Here is a 19,259-nt window from a genome sequence, read left to right as displayed (position 1 = left end):
TAGCCAGAGCCCAAGGACAGATACAAGGGTGCGCCGTGCGCACCGATACAGCCACCGCCGCAGGTGCGCACAGCACACCCTACATTCTGGTGGAGCTCGATATTACGCAGTGATTTACTCGACCACGAGCGTACCGCGATACATCTGCATCTGGCAGGTAAACGGATACTCCCCCGGCTCTGCCGCGGGGATTTCCACCGCGGTATCCCGGTGCACCGCCAGCTCGGCGCTGACTTCCAGATCCGGAAACAGCACCCACTCGGCACAGGGTGTCGGGTCCTCTCGGCGAAAGTGCAGCGTGGCCGGTTTTCCCGCCGGCAGGCGGATGCGATCCGGTTCGTAGACACCGTCTTTCACCAGAATCTGCAGTTCTTCCGCACCGCTGACGGCCTCGGCGCGATGGCGCCGGGGCTGCAGCCAGAACCACCAGGCGATCGCGGCAATCAGCAACAGCCCCACCAGATTGGTCAATAGCATCGACATCACTGCACCTCCTTATTTCACCGGGGCCGGTTTGAAAAAGCGCAGCCGGTTGGCGTTGCTCACCACCGTCAACGACGACAGCGCCATGGCACCGCCGGCTATGATCGGACTCAACAGCGCACCGGTGAGCGGATACAGAACGCCCGCGGCGATCGGGATACCCAGGCTGTTGTAGATAAAAGCGCCGAACAGATTCTGCTTGATATTGCGCAGCGTCGCCCGCGACAGCGCCACCGCGTCGGCGACGCCCTGCAGCGACGAGCGCATCAGGGTCACGTCGGCGGTCTCTATGGCCACATCGGTGCCCGCACCGATTGCGAAGCCCACATCCGCGCGCGCCAGTGCCGGTGCGTCGTTGATACCGTCGCCGGCCATACCGACCCGCTCGCCATTTTTCTGCAACTCGCCGACAATTTTCTCCTTGTCCTCCGGCTGCAGGTCCGCGTGCACCGCGTCGATGCCCAACTGCCGCGCCACGGCCTCGGCAGTGGAGCGGGTGTCGCCGGTGAGCATCTCGATGCGCAGGCCCAGTTTTTTCAGCCGCGCGATCGCGCTTTTGGCATCGTCGCGCAGCGGGTCCGCCACCGCGATAACGCCGGCCATTTTTCCGTCCACCGCCGCGTACATGGCCGTGCGCCCCTGCTCCGCCAGTTTTTCCGCGCGCTGCCGCCATTGGCCCGGATCGATATCTTCACGCTGCATCAGCTTGCGATTGCCCAGCAGGATTTTCTTGCCGTTCGCGGTGCCGCTGACGCCATGGGCGGTGATTGCCTCGAAATGCTCGAGCGACGAAAGATCAAGGTTTTTCTCCCGCGCCGCGGCGACCACCGCCTCCGCCAGCGGGTGCTCGGATCCCTGCTCCAGGCTCGCCAGCAGCGCCAACAGTTGATCCCCGTCGCCGTCGCTTTCGAGATCGGTCAGCTTGGGCGATCCCTCGGTCAGGGTACCGGTCTTGTCCACCAGCAACACGTCCAGGTCGCTGGCCTGCTGCAGCGCCCTGCCGTTGCGCACCAGCACCCCGCGCTCGGCGCCCTTGCCCACGCCCACCATGACCGACATGGGCGTGGCCAGGCCCAGGGCACAGGGGCAGGCGATGATCAGCACCGAAGTGACCACCACCAGCATATGCACCGCGCGCGGATCCGGCCCCCAGTTGAACCAGGCCAGGGCGGCGAGCACGGCGATGATCATCACCGTGGGTACAAAAATGGCCGAGATGGTATCGGCGAGCCTGGCGATGGGCACGCGCGAACTCTGCGCGTTCTTGACCATCTCGACAATCTGCGCAAGGCGCGTGTCGGCGCCGACCTTTTCCGCCTCGAACAGCAGGCTACCGTTCTTGTTCAGGGTGCCGGCGGTGAGGCCGTCGCCCTCGCCTTTTTTGACCGGCAGCGGCTCGCCGGTGAGCATGGATTCATCCACCAGGCTGCCGCCCTCGAGTACGCGGCCGTCCACCGGGATTTTCTCCCCCGGGCGCACGCGCAGCCGGTCGCCCACCTGCACCTGCTCCAGCGGGATATCGGTTTCGCCGCCATCGCGCACCACCCGCGCGGTCGGGTCCTGCAGCTGCAGCAGTTTTTCCACCGCCGCACTGGTACGGCCGCGAGCGCGCACTTCCAGCGCCTGACCCAGGTTGATCAGGCCGATGATCATGGCGCTGGCCTCGAAGTAGACATGCCGCGCCGCCTCCGGCAACAGTTGCGGCGCCAGCACCACCAGCATGGAAAAGGCCCAGGCGGTGCCGGTGCCCAGCGCGATCAGGGTATCCATATTGGCGTTGTGGTGGCGGAAGGCGCGTTGGGCGCCACTGAAAAAGTGGCCGCCGCAAAACACCAGCACCGCCAGCGTCAGCAGGCCCACCGCCCCCCAAGCCAGTTGCTGGCCGGGGCTGTTCACCCCCATCTCGCCGGTCACAAGCCCCCAGGCCATCAGCGGGATGCCCAGGCCCAGCGCCAGGGCCGAGCGCCACAACAGCTGGCGGTAGTGCCGTTGCTCCTCCGCGCGCTGCTGTTCGCGCAACTCGCGTTGGCTGGAGCGCACCGGCTCGGCGCCGTAGCCGGCCCGCTCCACTGCGGTCACACAGGCGTCGGCATCTGCATCGCCGTGCACCGCCAGGGTCCTGTCACCCAGGTTGACCCGCGCCTCGTCCACACCGGGCACCTCTTTCAGGGCGTTCTCGATTTTCCTGACACAGCCGGCACAGCTCGCGCCTTGGAGGCGAAAGGTCTGCGTCGGCGATTGGGGTTTATCGGTCATTTTTGCCTCCGGCAATCCAGTCGACGGCGGAGATGCTAAAAGCCTGCCGTCGGGGCAAGGCAAGCCCGCTTTACACCGGCAGCAGCGCTCCGATCACCAGCCAGGCCAGCGCCACTCCCGCCAGGCCCAGCAGGATTCTTTCGCTCAGCGAGTCCGTGTTCAGCGCCGGCAAACCCTCGCTTTTTACCCGCCAGGCGAACAGGAAAATACTCAGGGCGAGAAATGCCAGGTTCAGGAACAGGGTGTAATCGACCCTGAAAAATTCCCGCTCGGTCACGCTCCTGCCGCTGGCGCCTTCCGGCAACAGGTCGAACAGGGCAAAACCATAGTGCAGCAGCAGCGCGCTGGCGACGAGAATGCACAGAAAGACACAGAGAATGTACAGCGCCATTTTCCAGCCGTAGTACTGCGCCTGGATGCGCAGCACCGGCAGCACCACCAGGTCGCTGAAGATAAATGCCATGACGCCGGCGAAAGCGACACCATTATCGAACAGTACCGCCGCAAGCGGGATATTGCCCATGGAGCCGATAAAGGTGAAAAAGGCGGCGATCGGGCCCACCAGGCTCTGCATCAACAGTTGCCAGAAGGCCGGCTCCGCCTCCCCGGAACCGATAAACAGTGTCTGGAAGAATACTCTGGGAACGAAGGCGGCAATGATGCCGGCGACGGTAAAACCGATGGTGACGTCCTTCCACACCATCTTCCATTCCATCACAAAGCGCTCGGCCACGCGGCGCCAGCCCTCTGCCGAGCGCATCAGCCGTTTCCAGTCCGGGACACCGTCGGAGTCTCCGCTTCCCTCCGCCTCGCGGGCCCGTTCCCGCGCGTGCTCCACCAACTTTTTCGGATAACTGGCCCGGACCAGCAGCCACATCAGCAGGATCAGCAGCACACCGCCGGCGTATTCGCCCACCACAAACTGCCAGCCGAGAAATACCCCGATGACGATGCCCAGCTCCACCACCAGGTTGGTGGACGCCAACAGGAACGCCAGCGCCGGCACCAGCCCGGCGCCCTTGGCGAAGAGCGCGCGGGTGGTGGCGAGTGCAGCGAAGGAACAGGAACTGGAAATAAAACCGAAGATAGTGGCGAGTCCCACGCTCTTCGCACCCGCTTCCCCCATGCTCTGGCGCATCCGCTCGCGAGTCACGAACACCTGGATCATGCTGCTGATCAGGTAGCCGAGCGCAAAGGCCCAGAAGGCCGTCCAGAATAGCCCCAGCGTCGTCACCGCCGCCTGGTGCCAGTTTTCGAGGAAGGGTTGCACGGAGCAGACTCTCTTTTCAGCGCCACCATTCAGCTTAGCGAACGCACGCCGACGGGGTTCGTCGACTGGCGCTTCACAGGGCCATCTTCCCCAGCCGGGCCGTAAACCAGTTTTCCCCGGCCCCCGTGACCAGCAACTGCCTGCGGGCCCGGGTCATGCCCACGTAGAGCAGGCGGGCTTCCCGGGGCAGGCTTTCCTCATTGTCTTTCAAGGCACCGAGGCCACAGAGTATGACGGTATCGAACTCCAGCCCCTTACTGCTCTGGCGGCTGAGCAATATTACTTCTGCGGCATCGGCATCATAGGCTCTTTTTTCGGTACCACTTTGCAGGCAGGAGCAGGGGATACCCGCGTCCTCGAGTGCGCTCCGATATCGGCGGCCCTGGTTGTTGAAGGCATAGACCACCGCGATGCTGTTGAGGGCCTGTCCCTGTTGCCGCCACTTTGCGATACAGCGGGCGATAAACTGCGCTTCCCCGGTACCGGACCGGAATTGACGGAAAACCGGTGCCGGGCCACTGGCACCGGCCACTTCGGGCGCAATCAGCGGGACATGGTCCTCGTCTCCGTCCGCATCCCGCTCGCGCAGGAAATCTCCGGCAAACTCGCAGGCAAAGGTGAGGATTTCCCGGGTATTGCGGTAGTTGAGCTTGAGGATGGTGGTGCGGCCGCGGGCCTGGATACCCGCGCTGGACAGCGGAAATTTGAGCGAGCGCTTGTGGTAGATGGGCTGGGCGTCGTCGTAGAGCAGCAGCAGGGAGTTGCTGTCCGGGTCGATCATCTGTACTACCAGCCTGAGCCAGTCCCGCTCGAAATCGTGGCCCTCGTCGATCATCAGGGCACCGTACTGGGCGCGGGGAATCCGGCCCATATCCACCGCGCGGATCACGCTCTCGACCTGGCGCTCGTAAGCCGGTTCGGGACCGGTGAGCAGATCCACGTTGTAGGTTTTCAATTGCCGGCCACACCACTCGTGAAAGTGGTGGATCTGTACCTTGTCGGCAATCCCCTTTGCGGCGATGAAACTGCGCAGCCGCGCGGCCAGGGTGATATTGAAGCAGAGCACCAGAATCGGTTTGCTGACCGCCCCGGCCAGATGCACACAGCGATAGCCGAGAATCAGCGTCTTGCCGGAGCCGGCCACGCCGTGGATCACCCGGTGGCCGTCTCCCATGCTCTTGGCCAGCTGTTCCTGGTGCAGGTCCATGACGCGCACGATTCCGGGGACGGTATCGGCGGTCGGCGAAACCTCCTCACCCCCTGCCGCTTCATCGCCGCCGCCGAACAGATCTGTTTGCCGGTGATTGATGCGGACTTCCGGGAAGAGTTGCCAGCGGATGCGGTCGATCTGCGGCAGGCTGAGCTGGTCGCCGAAGCGGTACTCGAACATGCCCCACAGGCGACCCTGGAAGGCCTCCGGATCGGCGGTCGCGGTCATCTCGTCTTTGCACAACAGGCGGTGGGCCGGCAGCAGCAGTTCCTGCTCCACTTCGGGAACGGCCTCATTCCACTGCCTGCGGGTGATATTGGTAAAGACCACACCGTAGCCGTAGGGAAATGTCAGGCGCCCCCGGTAGCGGCCGTCACCGTGGACCAATTGCGGGTCGCGCTTGAGCTGGTCGACCGCCGCATGGGCGTACTGGCGGGCCTGCTCCAGCGGATTGCTCACGGTTTTGCGCCCGCTGGCGATTTCCAGCTCGACGCTGTCCGGATTGATGCCCTTGATGGTATCCAGCTTCCAGTCCTTGACCTCCAGGAAGAGCAGGCCGCGGCCGGGATGCAAGACGATGAAATCGGGATAGCGGCGCTGGCGGCCGAGGGGAATGTCGTACCAGACGGTGTAATCGTCCTCCAGCAGGCTTTCCAGGCGCCGGCCGAGGCGGCGCTCACCGCCGGTCATTCTGCGGATGGTGCTGAGGGTGGGGATGATTTTTGCCATGGCGCCCGTTCCACTGGCTCGCGGCGGTTATTCTGGCGGCCTTCCGATATAGACTGGCTATCCACTTTAATCGGCGGTGCCGTATCTCTCAAGGCCGGCGCTGCGGCCCGGGGCCGAGCTGGCGCTCGGCGCGCCCAGGGGGATCGCCACCCATTCCCCAGCCCCCAACAGTGTTATCATCCCCGCCATGAAACACCCCCTGCTCCCGGAAAGACCCCTGTGCATTTCCCCCACTCTGGCCGCCACCCTGGGCCTGGAGGAATCGGTCCTGCTGACCGCGCTGGGGGACCTGATGCCGTTCCTGCCGGTGGAACCCCATCCGGGGCGCGACTGGTACACGGTCGAGGGCGAGCAGTTGCAGCAACTGCTGCCCTTCTGGGAGCCGGCGGATATCCAGCGGGTGTCCACCAGCCTGCGCAACCAGGGCGCGCTGCTGCTGGGGGCGGCGCCCTACGGCAGCAGCTCGATACTCAAGTTCGCTCTGCCGGGCGAGCACACCCGCCCGGAGCCGGGTGCCCAGCCCGCCCCGCAGGCACCCGCGCCACCGACACGCAGCGCCAACAGTATTTCCCCCGGCTGGCAGCCGGACGCCGAGACCATGGCGCGAATCGCCCAACTGGGCGTGCCGGAACATTTCGTGCGCGAGCAGCTGCCGGAGTTCGTCACCTACTGGCGCGAGCGCGGCGAGTCTCGCCACTCCTTCGGCTCGCTGTTTCTGAAACAGGTCAAGAGCCGCTGGGAGGCCTACCGCGCCACCGCCCAGCGCAAGCAGCCGCTGCCGCCCGACTGGCGCCCGGGCGGGGACACCCTGAGCAAGCTGGCGGACGAGGGCGTACCCAGTACCTTCGTGCAGCGCGGCCTGCAACGCTTCCTGGACTACCACCGATCCAGCGGCAAGCAGTCCATCTCCTGGGACCTGGAGTTCAACGACTGGGTCATGGAGGACTGGGAGAAACAGGAAACGCCGTTTATCGAGAAACGCCGGCCCACCGCCATGACCCGCGACTGGCAGCCCAGCGAGAACACCTGGGAACAGCTCCGGCGCCTGGCGATCAACCCCAATTTCGCCGCCGAACTGCTGCCCGAGTTCATCTACAAGTGGCTCGAGCGCGGCGGCCACAGCGCCCGCTGGGGGGAGCTGTTTATCGACTACGCGCGCGAGGAGTGGGCCTACTACTGCCAGGGGATCGAGAAGAACCCGGTGGCCAAGCCCATCTCGCGCCACTGGCAGCCGGGCGCCGACTGCTTGAGTCACCTGATAAACCAGTGTGAAATAGACCGCGACTTCGCGCTCTCGCTGGTACCCGAATTCATCATCTACTGGCGCGGCCAGAACGCCGCGCGCAAAAGCTGGGACGCCGTTTTCGTGCGTCATGCGCGCTACCAGTGGGCGGAGCGCAACAAGCTGGCAATAGGACGATCCAATGGCAAGTCGCAATACTCCAACACCGACACGCAGCGCACCAGGGACCGCTCGGTCCTCGACATCGTCACGGACACGGACTGGTAGCGGTGAAGGCAGCGAGGCGCTGAACGAAAAGAAACGCGCGCTCAACGAGGCTTTCGGCCTGCTCAAGCTCAGCTACCACAACCAGTTCAACGCGGCCTTCCCCGACACAGAGACGCTGAACCACGCCAAGCGCCTGTGGCTGGAATCCCTGGAGGCCTTTTCCCCGGCGGAAATCGTCGCCGGCGCCAAGCGCGCGATTCGCCAGAGCGAATACCTGCCCACGGTGCACAAGATGCTCACACTGTGCGCTGCCGGCGACAAGGGCCTGCCGGACGCCCGCGCCGCCTACCGCGAGGCCTGCAACGCCCCCAGCCCAAAGGCCGGCTTCGCCTGGAGCCACCCGGCGGTCTACCACGCCGGGCGCGAATCCAACTGGTTTTTCCTGGCCAACAACCCCGAGTCGGTGGCCTACCCGGTGTTTGCCGAACGCTACCGCAAGATCTGCACGCGGGTGCTGGAAGGGGAAAAACTGCCCGCACCGGAACAGCTGAAGCTGGAGGACAACCCCGGCGAGCCGCTGTCGAAGTCGGAAAATGCGAAGAAGATGGCAGCGCTGCGGGCAGAACTCGATATCTAATAACTCAAGTTTCGGGGTTCAGTTCAGGGAGCTGGAGCGGGGTGCGCCTTTCTGGGACACGGCTAGGCGCCCCCGCCGTGAATACGTCCCTGTAGGCTTCTCTGCGAGGTGTCCCGGCCGTGCCAGGTATTCACGGCGCCTTCGGCCCCTCTCGCAGACAGTCCCAGAAGGGCGCACCCCGCATCGGCTTGTGCCACCTCAATCGCCGAAACTTGAGCAAGCATGTTGCGGCGGGCCCGTGCCCACCCGGACCAACAGACAATAACAACCAGCAACCCAGCAGGTGACGCCATGCCCAGGCAAACTTTTCTGCTAGCGGTACCCCTTCTCGCGCTTTGCGCCAATGCGCAGGCGGATTTCTACTCCCACCGGTATGCCGGCGTCAGTCTCACCGAGATCGACCAGCAGGGCTTCTGCAGCGACGCGGAAGGTTTCGTGCGGGGTCTCAGCTCGGACAACTGGCACGCCAGCGGCCAGGGCTGCAGCGAGGGCGGCGATGGCTGGAAACTCTACGGCGGCTGGCGCTGGACGCCCCACCTGGCGGTGGAGGCCGGCTACCAGCAGCTGGCGGATTCGAAACTCGGTTTCCGCCTGGACGCGGACCAAAACCAGTACCTGCAGTTCAGGGACAAAATCCGCACCCGCCTCGCCAATGCCTATGTCGTCGGCCACTGGCCCATCGCCGCCGGTTTCAGTGTCTTCGGCAAGGTGGGCGGCGGCCTCTGGTGGTCGGAACTGTCCGAGCGCCGGTCCGGCGAAATACTGTTTGAATTCGAGGATGAAGAGGGCAACCGGGAAGAGCAGCTGGTGGAAATCAACGGCCGTATCGGCGCCAGCGACAACGGCTTCCACTGGGGCTACGGCGCCGGCATCAGTTACCAACACCGCAACCGTTGGAGCATTCGCGCCGAGTGGGAGAGCCTTGGCGACCTGGGCAGCGAGGAACTGCGCGGGGATTACGATGTGGAGGTGGCATCGCTGGGCTGGAGTATGCACTTCTAACGCGGATATCTTAGCCCGGATACTTCAACCCGGCCGCTCGACAATTCGCTTGTGTATAACCTGTCTCCAGCTACAGGTGGCCGCGCCCCTGGTGCAATATTCGAGCCGGTGGGCGCCGCGCGCCCTACCTATGGGGAACTGGACACCCTGAGCAACCGGCCGCGGCGTCAGCCGCGTTAGTAACTCGCAACCAGGTTGAGAAACCAGCCGCGGTGCTGGTAGTCGTGGCGGCTCAGGTCGTCGCTGAAGTCGGTGAAGTTGTAGCCCAGCCCCATGCGGAAGTGCTCGCTGATATCGTAATCCACACTGGTGAGCCAGCCGCGGCGCAGCCCCGAGCGGCGCACGTCCAGCCAGCGGTACTCGGCCAGCCAGCTCCAGCGTTCCAGGGGATACCAGCGCCCCTGCAGGGCGGCGAGGCTGGTGGTGCTGTCGAACCAGGCGCCCTCGCCCCGCTGCTCGCGCACCTCGCCGTGCCGGCGCGCCAGCTTGCCGCCGAACTCCCAGGCCGGCGCCGCGCGCCAGATCCCCTCCAGGGAGAGAATGCGGCTGCGCTGGTCGAACTCCGAAAAGACCGCCTCCTGCCCCAGGCTGGAGCGGTCGTAGAGCCAGGTGTAGCGGCCCAGCAGTGTGTAGCGGCCGCTGTCCCAGGGCCGCCAGGCAAAGCCGAAATTGGCTTCGCCGAAGCGCGCGCCGGCCTCGGTGTCGATGCGGTCGCGGGTATCGGCGTAGTTGAAGCGCGCCGACAGCCGCCAGGATTCGTTCAGCTTGTGCTGCAGGCGGTTGCCGATCACCCACTGGCGCCGGCGCTCGGCGCCGCTGTCCTCTCTGTGCTCCAGCTTGCTGGTCCAGTCGGTGCGCGCGGCGCTGAGCCCGCCGTGCAAACTGATCGCGTTGCGTTTTACCTCGCCGCCCTCGCTGTCCAGGCTGGCCTCCTGGCGGGTAAAGCCGAAACGCCAGCCGCCGCTCGGGTAGAAGTCCACACCGTAGGTATGGGCCAGGCCCACCTCCGGGCCCTCCTTGAGCCACTGGCTCTCGTTGAACACCCGCACCTGGTTCGAGGGCCGCCAGCGCTGCCCCAGGGTGAGGCCGCCGGGCTGGTTGGTGGAGGACAGTGGCGGGCGGTCGCTGATATCCGTGGCGTAGGTATAGGAGCCGTACAGGGTGTGCTGCCGGTTGCGGCGCACTTCGGCGCTCACGGTGGAGGCATCGCCGCGGTCGCCCCAGGTGGACTCGCCGCCGACCCGGTAGCGGTCGCCAAACGCGAAGCGGCTGCCCAGGGTGAGCGCGTCGTTGTCGGCGTAGGCACCGCCGTCGTCGTCCAGCGTGAACTGGCCCACGGTATAGATATCCTGCAGCACGCTGCCGAAACTCAGCGTATAGCCCAGGGCGGCCAGGGTGCCCACGGCGCTGTCGCCGGCTTCGGTCTCGGTGACGCGGCGCATTTCGCCGCTGAACTGGTGGCGGTCCGAGAGCGCCCAGTCGCTGCGCAACTGCGCCTGCTCCACGGCCTCGTCGCCCCGCCGGCGCTCGCTCCAGCGGCCGCTGATATCCACCTCCGGGGAGAGTTCGCCAAAGAACTCGCCGCCGGTCTCGCGCACCGGCTGGCCCGGGTCGAAACGCGCGGAGGAGTAGCCCGCGTCCACATGGCGCCACCAGCCGCCCAGTGTCCACTCGCCGCGGCTCCAGCCCAGCTGCCGCAGGTTGGCCCTGGCTTCGAGCGAGCGCGCGCGGCCGCTGCGGCCCGGCAGTTGCGGGTTGCTCCGGTCGAAGCTGAGGCCGCCGTCGTCGGAGAAAAAGATGGGCGCGGCGGAGGCGCCGCTGTCGGACTGTTCCAGTTTCAGATAGGTGCCACGGCCCGCCTGCAGGGTGACATCGCCGCCGCGCAGGGTGTAGTCGTCGCCGGAGCGCGCCTCGCTGATATAGGTGCCCCCCAGGGCCAGGTGCTCCCCCAGCCACTGCTTGCCGCGCACGCCGGCGGCCAGGTTGTCGGCCTCGAAACCCGTGGGCACATACTCGTAATCCACCAGCAGCAGGTTGTCGTAACCGTTCAGCGGCTGGTCGCGGGTGAGGCTGGGCAGGCGATCGAGGCTGGTCTGGGCCAGCGGGCGGGTCAATATCAGGCGCCCCTGCATCTCGTCGATTTCATAGTCGACCCCGCGCTCCAGCTCCAGGCGCTCCTCGACGCGGCCGCTGGTGGGATCGCGCAGTTCCACCACCACCTGCTCCGAACCGGGCAGCAGGTCCTGGTGGCGCAGGTAGTAGAGGCTGCCGCCGGTGCCCAGGAACTCGCTGTGCCCCGGCGCCGTCTGCACCTCCGAGGCGAAGGTGGTGAGCCGCGTGTGGGGCTCACCCCAGTCGGTGCTGCCGCGGCTGCGCCAGTTGAGTGCCCCACCGTAGAGGCTGCGGTTGTACTGGCCGTACTCGGTATCGCGGATACCGGTCTGGAAATTGCCCCACAGGGCCTGGCTCTGATCCCAGTCGACGCGCACATAGAGGCGCCCCTGGGTGTCGATATCCCGGTGCACGGTGGAGTCGTCGCCGTAGACGGGATAGTACTGGTCCGGGTCCAGGCGCCGGAATATGTCCCGCGCGTCCGCCTCGAGAAAACCGGAAAACAGATCGCCGGCCTCGCGCTCGCGGGTGTCCGCCTGGGCGGTGACCAGATAGCGGCCCTTGATCTTGCCCTTGAGATAGAAGCCCAGGCGGCCCTCGGTGAGGTAGTCGTCGTAGCCCTCGCCCTCTCCCAGCGGTTCGACGGCACCGCTCACCTGGCTCTCGGACAGGGTCAGGTCGGCCATTGCCACCAGAAACAGGTAGCGCCCGGAGACATCCACCTGCAACTGGCGATGCATGGCTTCGCCGCCGCGGCGCAGCTCGATGTCGAAGGCGTGGCGCCCCACCGGCACCAGGTACTCGGCCACAAAACGCCGCTCCCGCCCTACCGGAATGGCGCGACCATTGATACTGAGGTTGAAGCCACCGGGCAGATCCTGGCCGTGCAGGCGCACCCGCGAGCCGTGCAGGGGAATGCTCTGGCGGCGCAGGCCGTTGCGGCCGTAGATGGCATCGGCGGCCGCCGGTGCCGCCGCGCCCTCGAATTCGTCCTCGAGCCGTACCGTGCCGCCGCTCTGGGCCAGCGCGTTCATGCCCGTGTCGCGCACCGCGGCGGGGCTCGCCAGTTGCAGGGTGCCGGTCACCGTCTCGTCCATATTGCCCCGGCCGTCGTAGGCCCGCAGCACATAGGTGAGCTCCTCGCCCCGGCGCAGCCGCACATCTTCGGGCAGATCGCCGGGCCATTCGGCGGCGCCGAAATTGGACAGCGGCACCCGCACCCGTGCCAGCGGCGACAGGCGATCCGCGTCCTGCGCCCGGTAGACGCTCACCTCCAGGCGTTCGATAAACGCCGTGTAGTTGCTGTAGACCTGAAAGCGCACCGGCTCGAGAATGCGCCCCCGCTCAAAGGGCACCAGCGGCGCGGCCGAGACGCTGAGGTCCGGTTCCACCCGGGCCGGATCCTCGGTGGCCCAGATGACGCCACCGCCGTCCAGGCGCACGGCAAAACGCCCCTGTGCCACCGCCTTGCCCGGCTGCGCCTCGGGCGCGCGGATCTCCACCCGCCGGTTGGGCTGCAACTCTTCCTTCGCCGCCGGCTCGCTCTCGCTGCGGGTAATGATCTTGACCACCGTATCCGCCGGCGGCGCCTCGGCGGCATTGACCACCAGTGCCGGCAGCAGAGGCAGCGATAGCAGCAGCCGCTTCCAGTTTGCACTACTCACGGTTGCACCTCCCGGTCGGCGACCGCCTTGCCGTCGTCCACCTCCACGCGCAAATGCGCTCTGGTCTCCGGCGCTATCTCCGCGGCGATGGCGTCGTAGACGGCGCGCGCGCGCCTCAGCCCCAGGCGGCGGTTGTACTCGGCGCTGGCGCGCCGGTCCGTGTGGCCCACGATCGTGATCCAGCCGCCGCCGCGGGCTTCGATCTGCCCGGCCAGGGTGCGGATAAGATCGCGGTAGTCGGGGCGTATCTCGGCACTGTCGGTATCGAAAAGCAGGGTGCCGAGCTTCACGCCGCCGTCCAGCCGCGCCAGCATCTCCGCATCCACGCGGCTGCGCAGTTCCACGTTCACCCGCTCGCGCAATTCGGGAGACAGCTCCGCCAACAGCGCCTGGCGCAGCGACTGCGCGCGCGCCATGGCCAGGGCCCCGGCCTCGGCGTGGCCGGTGATCACCAGCTCACCGCCGCGGTATTCGCGCAGCTGTGCGACCATCTTCTCGAGCGCCGGTCGGTGCCGGGAGGCGATACGCGCGCTGCCCGCTTCGAACAGCACCTCGCCCACGGCCATCTCCACGGTTTCCCCGGACCGCTGCAGCGGCTGCCCCGGCGCGCCCACACCGAAATCGAAGCCCACCGGCAGCCCCTGGGTCACGCGCTTGATCAGCGGATTGGGCGTGGTGACTTCACTGCCTTCGGGCAGGGAGGCGGTGTCCACCTTGACGGTGAAGTTGCGGCCGCGGGCGAAGTTGGCCACGTCTATGCCCTCCAGGTGGTAGCGGCCGTAGGCGTCGGTTTCCACGATCAGTCCCTCGATGGTGGCCAGGCGCACGCCGGGCAGGCCGGCCTCGTCGCTGTCCTGCCAGCCGTCGCCGTCGCGGTCGTTGAATACGGTTCCAAAGATACGGGTCTCCTCCAGCAGCGCGTCGGCCACCAGGTACGCCGAGGCCCGCGCGGTATTGCTGATGACATTGCCGCCGCGCTCGGCGACGGCGCTATTGACGAATTCGCCGCGCACGGCGCCGGGGCCCACGCGCAGCAGATAGCTGACGCTGAGGCTGTCGCCGGCGGCCAGGCTGGCGCCCCGAATGCGGATCGGGTTCCCGCCCGCCAGCGACGCCCCGCCGCCGGCACCGCTCAGGCGCAGCGAGTCCGCCACCAGGCTGAAGCCCGGCGGCGGCGTATCCACCAGGGTGAAGTCCCGCACCGGGCCTTCGCCGATATTTTCCGCCGTCAGTTGGTAGCGGATCAGATCGCCGACCCGCACCTGCCGGGTGGCGGTCTGTTTGCGCAGGCGCAGCGGCATGCCTTCCTCCACCCGCAGCAACACCTGGGCGCTATCGCAGTTGCCCGGATTCAGGCGCTCGCAGAGGCGGTATTCCAGGGTGTAGCTGCCGCCGGCGGTCCCGGCGGCCACCGAGATGGAGCCGTCGCCATTGAGGTTCAGGCCCTCCGGCAGCGCCTCCGCGACGATGTCCACGGCGGCGATATCCGCCGCTGCGCCGTTCAGGCTGTCGTTGCCCAACACCGGCGGCGTGCGGCCACCATCGGCGCCGCGGATGGCGCTGGCGCTGTAGTCGTCGTCTTCGGCGACGATCTGTGCCGCCTCCACCAATACCTCGGCGGTGGCGGTATCGCAGTTGTCCGGGTTGGCGATTTCGCAGATGCGGTAGCGCAGCTGGTAGCGGCCGGCCGCGGTGTCCGGCGCCACCGCGATGCTGCCGTCCGGGTTCAGGGTCAGCTCACCGGGTACCTCCAGCGCCTCCAGCTCGATGGCGTCCGCCTGCAGGGGCTCGCCGTTGAGGGTGTCGTTGGCGGTCACCGGCGGCGTGCTGCCGCCGTCGGCGCCGTTGATGGGTGCGGCGCTGAAATCGTCATCGGCGGCATCGATATCCGGCGCCACCACCGTCACGGAGACCGCGGCGGTGGCGCAGTTGGCGCTGTTGGCGTTTTCGCAGATGCGATAGCGGAATCCGTAATCCCCCGCCGGCGTGCCCGGCACCGCGCCGACCGCGCCAGTGGTGGCATCGAAAGTCAATTCCGGCGGCGGCGTGTCCAGCGGCGTGGCGGTGACCGCCGCCGGGTCCAGCGGCTGGCCGTTGAGGCTGTCGTTGTCGAACACGCTGCCCAGCTCCGCCGCGCCGCTGGCGCCGTTGACCGGGCCGTAGCGATCGTCGCTGGCGTCTATCTCATTGGGCGCCGCATCGACCGTCTCGCTGTCCTCCGCCGGCGTCAGGGTGCCGCCCGCCGGTGTGCCCGTGGCGCTGGCCAGGTTGGTGACCGAGCCCGCATCCAGATCCGCCTGGGTTGCGCTGTAGCTGCCGCTACAAGTGGTGGACTTCCCCGGCGCCAGCGGGCCCTGTGGGCAATCCACCGACGGGATTTTGTCGTCGCTGACGGCGATCTCGTCGACGGTGACATTGCCGCTGTTGGTCACCCGGTAGCGGTAGTTGAGGGTATCCCCGACCCCGGCGTAGCCGCTCTCGAGCGCCGTTTTCTCCAGGCTCAGGGCCGGCGCCGCGCTCAGGGTCGCGGTGGCACTGTCCGTGGCGCTGACCGTATTGCCGCCCGGATCGGTGCCGTTGGCCGTGGCCGTGTTTTCCACCCGACCGGCATCCACTTCCGCCTGGGTGATGCTGTGGCTACCGCTACAACTGGCGCTGGCTCCCGGCGCCAGGGTGGTGGTATCGCAGTTCGCGGCCACATCCAGCTGCGGGTCGTCGATGGCGATACCATCGATGGTGACATTGCCGCTATTGGTGACGGTAAAGGTGTACTCCACGGTGTCGCCGGCGCTGTTGCCGCTGGGCGGGCCGGCGGCCTTGCTCAGGTCCAGGGCGGGCGAGGCCACCAGTGCCGTACTGGTGCTATCGTCGGCGCTGACGGAATTGCCGCCGGGATCGCTGCCGGTGACGGTGGCGGCGTTGTCCACGCTGCCGGCGTCCACTTCTTCCTGGGTGATGGTGTGGCTGCCGCTACAGCTGGCGCTTGCGCCCGGCGCCAGGGTGGTGGCGTCGCAGCTCGCGGTCGCATCCAGCTGCGGATCCTCGATGACGATGCCGTCGACGGTGGTGTTGCCGGTATTGGTGACGGTAAAGCTGTAGGCGATGGTGTCGCCGGCGCGGTTGCCGCTGGGCGCGCCCGCGACCTTGGCCAGGTTCAGCGAGGAAGCGGCGTTCAGCGCCACGCTGACACTGTCCTCGGCAGTGAGCGGATTGCCGCCCGGATCGGTGGCCTCCGCGGTGGCTGTATTGTTCACCTCGCCGGCGTCCACTTCCGCCTGGGTGATGGTGTGGCTGCCGCTACAGCTGGCGCTCACCCCCGGCGCCAGGGTGGTGACATCGCAGCTCGCGGCCGCATCCAGTTGCGGGTCGTCGATGGCGAGGCCGTCGAGGGTGACGTTGCCGGTGTTGGTGGCGGTAAAGGTGTAGTCGATGCTATCGCCGGCGCCCTGGCCGCTGGGCGCGCCCGCGACCTTGGCCAGGCTCAGCGACGGCGCGGCGGCGAGGGCGACGCTGTCGCTGTCCTCGGCACTGACCGGATTGCCGCCCGGATCGGTGGCGCTCGCCGTGGCCGTATTGTTCACTTCACCGGCGTCCACTTCGGCCTGGGTAATGGTGTAGCTGCCACTGCAGGTGACAGTGACATTTGGCGCCAGGGTGGTGGTGTCGCAGGTCGCTGGTGCATCCAGTAGCGGATCATCGATGGCGAGGCCGTCGAGGGTGACATTGCCGCTATTGGTAACGGCGAAGGTGTAGTCGACGGTATCGCCGGCGCTGTTGCCGCCGGCGCTACCGGTTTTGCTCAGTTCCAGGGCGGGCGCGGCGGTCAGTGCCGTGCTGGTGCTGTCGCTGGCATCGACCGGATCGCCGCCGGGCGCGGTGGCGTTGGCGGTCGCCGTATTGTCCACGCTACCGGCATCCACTTCGGCCTGGGTGATGGTGTGGGTGCCGCCGCAAGTGGTAGTGGCGTCCGGAGCCAGTGTGGTGGCGTCGCAGGTCGCCCCCGCATCCAGCTGCGAGNTATTGTCCACGCTACCGGCATCCACTTCGGCCTGGGTGATGGTGTGGGTGCCGCCGCAAGTGGTAGTGGCGTCCGGAGCCAGTGTGGTGGCGTCGCAGGTCGCCCCCGCATCCAGCTGCGAGTCGTCGATGGCGAGGCCGTCGAGGGTGACATTGCCGCTGTTGGTGACGGTGAAGGTGTAATCGATGGTGTCGTCGGCGCTGTTGCCGCTGGGGGTTCCCGCGACCTTGTCGAGATTCAGCGACGCCGCGGCGTTGAGCGGGGTGCTGGTGCTGTCGTCTGCGCTGACCGTATCGCCACCCGGATCGGTGGCGTTTACGGTGGCCGTATTGTCCACCTGACCCGCATCCACTTCGGCCTGGGTGATGGTATGGGTACCGCTGCAAGTGGCCGTGCTTGCCGGAGCCAGTGTGGTGACGTCGCAGCTCGCCCCCGCATCAAGCTGTGAATCGTCGATGGCGAGGCCGTCGAGGGTGACATTGCCGCTGTTGGTGACGGTGAAGGTGTAATCGATGGTATCGCCGGCGCCGTGGCCGCTGGGGGTTCCCGCGACCTTGTCGAGATTCAGCGACGCCGCGGCGCTGAGCGGGGTACTGGTGCTGTCGCTGGCTTCGACCGGATCGCCGCCGGGATCGGTCCCGGTGGCAGTGGCGGCGTTGTCCACGCCACCGGCATCCACTTCGGTCTGGATGATGGTATGGGTACCGCCGCAGGTAGCGGTTGCGTCCGGCGCCAGGCTGGTGACGTCGCAGCTCGCCGCCGCATCCAGTTGCGAGTCGTCGATGGCGATTCCATCGATGGTGACATTGCCGCTGTTGGTGACGATAAAGGTGTAGTCGATGGTGTCGCCGGCGCTGTTGCCGCTGGGGGGGCCGGCGGTCTTGTTCAGGCTCAGCGCCGGCGCGGCGGGCACCTCGGTGGTGACACTGGCCGGGGGCGCGGTGACCGGGTCGCCGCCCGGGTCTGTGGCCTCGGCGCTGGCGCTGTTGACGATCTCGCCGTTGTCCACGTCGCTCTGGCTGGCGGTGTAGGAGGCGTCCAGTTGGCAGCTATCCCCGACAGCGACCGTCGGGCAGGTGTGGCTGTCGCCGGTGAGGTCGTCGCTGACCAGCACATTGCTGAGTGGGGCGCCGCCGGTGTTGGTCGCGGTGATGCGGTACTCGAGCAGGCTGCCGGCGACGATCGGGTCCGGCGCCGCGATTAGCTGTTTGTCCAGCACCAGCCCGGTGGTGGCGTCCTCGATGGTCCAACTGGCGGTGGTCGTCGCCGCCCCGCCACAGCTGGTGGTGGAGGACAGGTTGTAGCCACCGGCGCCGGCGCTGATCTCGAATTCCACCGTCTCGTCGCCCTCGGCAATGGTGTCCTCGATCGACGCCACCCCCAGGGGAACGGCAGTGGTGCCATCGTAGTTGCCCGCCGGAATGGTGACGGTAAAGCTGCTGCCGCCGCCCGGGGTGGTGAAGTCGTCGCCGAGATCGGCACTGCCGCCGACCACCTGCAGGGTGATATCGAGATCTTCGATCAGATTGCCGGTCACCGCCAGTGCCGGCAGGCCGGTGCTGTTATCCCCTTCGGGGGAGGTGAAGGCGCCGGAGGACAGCTCCAGGTTCGGCGCCAGCGTCACCTGGATCCTATCGAGGAAGTTGCCGGAGGTGATATTGTTACCGCCGGTGGAGATGGCCTCGAAGCCGATATCGACCAGTCCGCTGGCGCCGTTGTAGGTAAAGCTTCCCGAGTAATCGCGCCAGCCGCCCGCATTCGGTCCCGGTGTCGATGTGGCACTGCCTGAGTAGGTGTCAATAACCCCGCCTGCACCGTTGCTGGTGGTCCCCACCCGCACCACCGGATCGCCGCCCACGAGGAGCTCCATCACATCCTCGTTGCTAACGCTCTCCCGCCCCCGGTGACTGAACTCCCACTGCAACTGCTCGCCGTTGACCAGGCACACACTCTGCGACAGGCTCGATTCTTCCTCGGCGTTCAGCTCCGCCAACTGCGTCCCCTCGCGCGCGTTGACACCGCTACGCGGGGTATCCCACAACTCAACGATCGGTGCCGGCTGGCCATCGACAAACCCCGGCGGCACAGTGCATCCGCCGACGTTTTGCTGTCCGTAATCGGGGTGATCGGTCGTCCAGCCGGGCACCAGGGCGTGATCGATATAGACACGGCAACCCGCCTGTTCGAGATTCGGCGATTCGAAACCCAGGTTAACGAAACTTCTCTGTACCTGGGCCTGCAGCGGCGCGGCGAGGGACAAAGCGAGTGCGGCGATCAACCAGTATTTCGCACCTGTCGCAATAGACAGCAAAGCACCGCAAAAACCACTTCCCTGTGTCTGCACATGACCCCCGAGAGCAATATCGAATAGAAACGTTGATTTATTGTATTGCGCCACCGCGGCAACCGGTTTGTGGAGTCCGGGCCA

General features: G+C 66.6%; 9 protein-coding genes. 3 read left to right on the top strand and 6 right to left on the bottom strand.

Annotated elements, in window-relative coordinates; all coding sequences use genetic code 11:
- Positions 1-114: 114 nt before the first annotated feature.
- The 4 genes from OQE62_RS13690 to OQE62_RS13675 all read right to left on the bottom strand — a co-directional run bounded on the left by OQE62_RS13690 (position 115) and on the right by OQE62_RS13675 (position 5,948).
- Positions 115-483, bottom strand: coding sequence for a cupredoxin domain-containing protein (locus tag OQE62_RS13690; protein ID WP_265722604.1), 369 nt, complete (start codon positions 481-483; stop codon positions 115-117).
- A gap of 12 nt (positions 484-495) precedes the next feature.
- Positions 496-2,739, bottom strand: a complete 2,244-nt coding sequence (locus OQE62_RS13685; RefSeq protein ID WP_265722603.1) for a heavy metal translocating P-type ATPase — start codon at positions 2,737-2,739, stop codon at positions 496-498.
- 70 nt (positions 2,740-2,809) lie between these two features.
- Positions 2,810-4,009 carry a permease gene (locus tag OQE62_RS13680; protein WP_265722602.1) on the bottom strand — a complete coding sequence of 400 codons (1,200 nt, stop codon included), beginning with the start codon at positions 4,007-4,009 and terminating at the stop codon, positions 2,810-2,812.
- 73 nt (positions 4,010-4,082) lie between these two features.
- Positions 4,083-5,948 carry a DEAD/DEAH box helicase gene (locus OQE62_RS13675; RefSeq protein ID WP_265722601.1) on the bottom strand — a complete coding sequence of 622 codons (1,866 nt, stop codon included), beginning with the start codon at positions 5,946-5,948 and terminating at the stop codon, positions 4,083-4,085.
- Between the two features lie 187 nt (positions 5,949-6,135).
- On the opposite strand from OQE62_RS13675, the gene OQE62_RS13670 reads away from it, so the two are divergent.
- From OQE62_RS13670 to OQE62_RS13660, 3 genes are all read left to right on the top strand, one after another.
- Positions 6,136-7,458 carry a DnaT-like ssDNA-binding domain-containing protein gene (locus OQE62_RS13670; RefSeq protein WP_265722600.1) on the top strand — a complete coding sequence of 441 codons (1,323 nt, stop codon included), beginning with the start codon at positions 6,136-6,138 and terminating at the stop codon, positions 7,456-7,458.
- Complete coding sequence (locus OQE62_RS13665) at positions 7,373-8,035, top strand: replication protein P (protein WP_265722599.1); 663 nt, start codon at positions 7,373-7,375, stop codon at positions 8,033-8,035. The genes OQE62_RS13670 and OQE62_RS13665 overlap by 86 nt, the downstream gene beginning before the upstream one ends.
- A 291-nt stretch (positions 8,036-8,326) precedes the next feature.
- Positions 8,327-9,037: an outer membrane beta-barrel protein gene (locus OQE62_RS13660; protein ID WP_265722598.1), complete on the top strand. Its 711-nt coding sequence runs from the start codon at positions 8,327-8,329 to the stop codon at positions 9,035-9,037.
- A 176-nt stretch (positions 9,038-9,213) separates the two neighbouring features.
- Here the strand turns inward: OQE62_RS13660 and OQE62_RS13655 are convergent, their stop codons facing one another.
- Both OQE62_RS13655 and OQE62_RS13650 read right to left on the bottom strand, forming a co-directional pair.
- Complete coding sequence (locus tag OQE62_RS13655; RefSeq protein ID WP_265722597.1) at positions 9,214-12,813, bottom strand: TonB-dependent receptor; 3,600 nt, start codon at positions 12,811-12,813, stop codon at positions 9,214-9,216.
- Positions 12,810-18,701 (bottom strand): DUF7507 domain-containing protein, encoded by a 5,892-nt coding sequence (locus OQE62_RS13650; protein WP_456152497.1) that lies wholly within the window; start codon positions 18,699-18,701, stop codon positions 12,810-12,812. Before OQE62_RS13650 ends, OQE62_RS13655 begins: the two co-directional genes overlap by 4 nt.
- Positions 18,702-19,259 lie beyond the last annotated feature (558 nt).

It is taken from the genome of Microbulbifer halophilus (assembly GCF_026183675.1).
In the GTDB taxonomy this organism is placed as follows: domain Bacteria; phylum Pseudomonadota; class Gammaproteobacteria; order Pseudomonadales; family Cellvibrionaceae; genus Microbulbifer; species Microbulbifer halophilus.
This window is presented reverse-complemented; position numbering and strand designations above follow the sequence as displayed.

Bases quoted from the DNA above. Each gene is read 5' to 3' on its own strand.
- OQE62_RS13685 (WP_265722603.1), bottom strand. From the start codon at position 2,739: ATGACCGATAAACCCCAATCGCCGACGCAGACCTTTCGCCTCCAAGGC.
- OQE62_RS13660 (WP_265722598.1), top strand. From the start codon at position 8,327: ATGCCCAGGCAAACTTTTCTGCTAGCGGTACCCCTTCTCGCGCTTTGC.
- OQE62_RS13675 (WP_265722601.1), bottom strand. From the start codon at position 5,948: ATGGCAAAAATCATCCCCACCCTCAGCACCATCCGCAGAATGACCGGC.
- OQE62_RS13670 (WP_265722600.1), top strand. From the start codon at position 6,136: ATGAAACACCCCCTGCTCCCGGAAAGACCCCTGTGCATTTCCCCCACT.
- OQE62_RS13665 (WP_265722599.1), top strand. From the start codon at position 7,373: ATGGCAAGTCGCAATACTCCAACACCGACACGCAGCGCACCAGGGACC.
- OQE62_RS13690 (WP_265722604.1), bottom strand. From the start codon at position 483: ATGTCGATGCTATTGACCAATCTGGTGGGGCTGTTGCTGATTGCCGCG.